The sequence below is a fragment of the Burkholderia sp. Ac-20392 genome (assembly GCF_017104585.1).
Lineage (GTDB): Bacteria > Pseudomonadota > Gammaproteobacteria > Burkholderiales > Burkholderiaceae > Burkholderia > Burkholderia lata.
In genome coordinates, this window is sequence record NZ_JAAGPB010001055.1 from 1 (window position 1) to 992 (window position 992).

Here is a 992-nt window from a genome sequence, read left to right on the forward strand (position 1 = left end):
GTCACGGTCGACCTGCATCTCGGCGATGGTTACGTGGATGTCGTCGGGCAGGGGCTCGATTTCGCGATCCGCCGCGGCGTGCTGGCCGACAGTTCGCTGCGCAGCCGCTCGCTCGGCCGTGCGCGGCGCGTGGTGTGCGCGTCGCCCGCGTATCTCGCGGCGCACGGCACGCCGCAGCATCCGGACGATCTCGCCGCGCACGACTGCATCGTGATGCGCTTCGGGCCGGACCTGTATGCCGACTGGCCGTTCAGCATCGATGGCGAACCCAGGCGCGTGACGGTGCGCGGCCGGCGTATGGCCAACGACGGCGCGCTCGTGCGCGCATGGTGCGTCGCGGGGCACGGCATCGCGCTGAAGTCGCTGGTCGACGTCGAGCAGGATCTGGCGTCCGGCGCGCTCGTCGAAGTCCTGCGCGCGTTCTCGCCGGGCGACGTCGATTTGCAGATCGTCTATCCGGGCAACGCGGTGCAGCCGAGGCGCGTGCGCGCGCTGATCGACAGGTTGGCGCAGGCGCTGGGCGGCGCGTAAAGGAACAGGCAGGGATCATGCGGTCCGCGGCGCGTTGCGCGCCTGTTTTGCCACGATCGCATCGAAGGCGGGCGTGACGATCCTGGGCACGACGTCGCGAGTTGAAACTGTCGTTCGCTCGATTGCACACATTTCGTCATTTAGCTAATATTCGAAACGTTAATCGAATTCCGCATGCTCATGGACGACGTCACCCGCATCAGCGCACTGGCCAACGAAAGCCGTCTGGCCGTGATGCGCTGGCTCAAGCAGCCACGCAAGCATTTCCCGCCGCAGCCGCACGGCGATGTCGACGAACTCGGCGTGTGCTGCACGTACATCACCGAGAAGCTCGGCATCGCGCCGGCCACGACCACGCGCCACATGCGCATCCTCGCGGATGCCGGGCTCGTGCAGGCGACCCGCGCCGGCAAGTTCACCTACTACAAGCGGATCGACGGCGCGCTGCAGCAGCTTGGCCG

2 protein-coding genes are annotated in these 992 nt (G+C 67.3%); both read left to right on the plus strand.

Annotation, left to right across the window (positions count from 1 at the left end; genetic code table 11):
• Window positions 1-531 (plus strand): substrate binding domain-containing protein (locus tag G3N99_RS40725; protein WP_206125254.1); only part of this gene is annotated, 531 nt, incomplete at its 5' end.
• Window positions 532-711: 180 nt separating this feature from the next.
• On the plus strand, window positions 712-992 hold a 281-nt coding region (locus tag G3N99_RS40730), incomplete at its 3' end, for a helix-turn-helix domain-containing protein (RefSeq protein ID WP_206125255.1).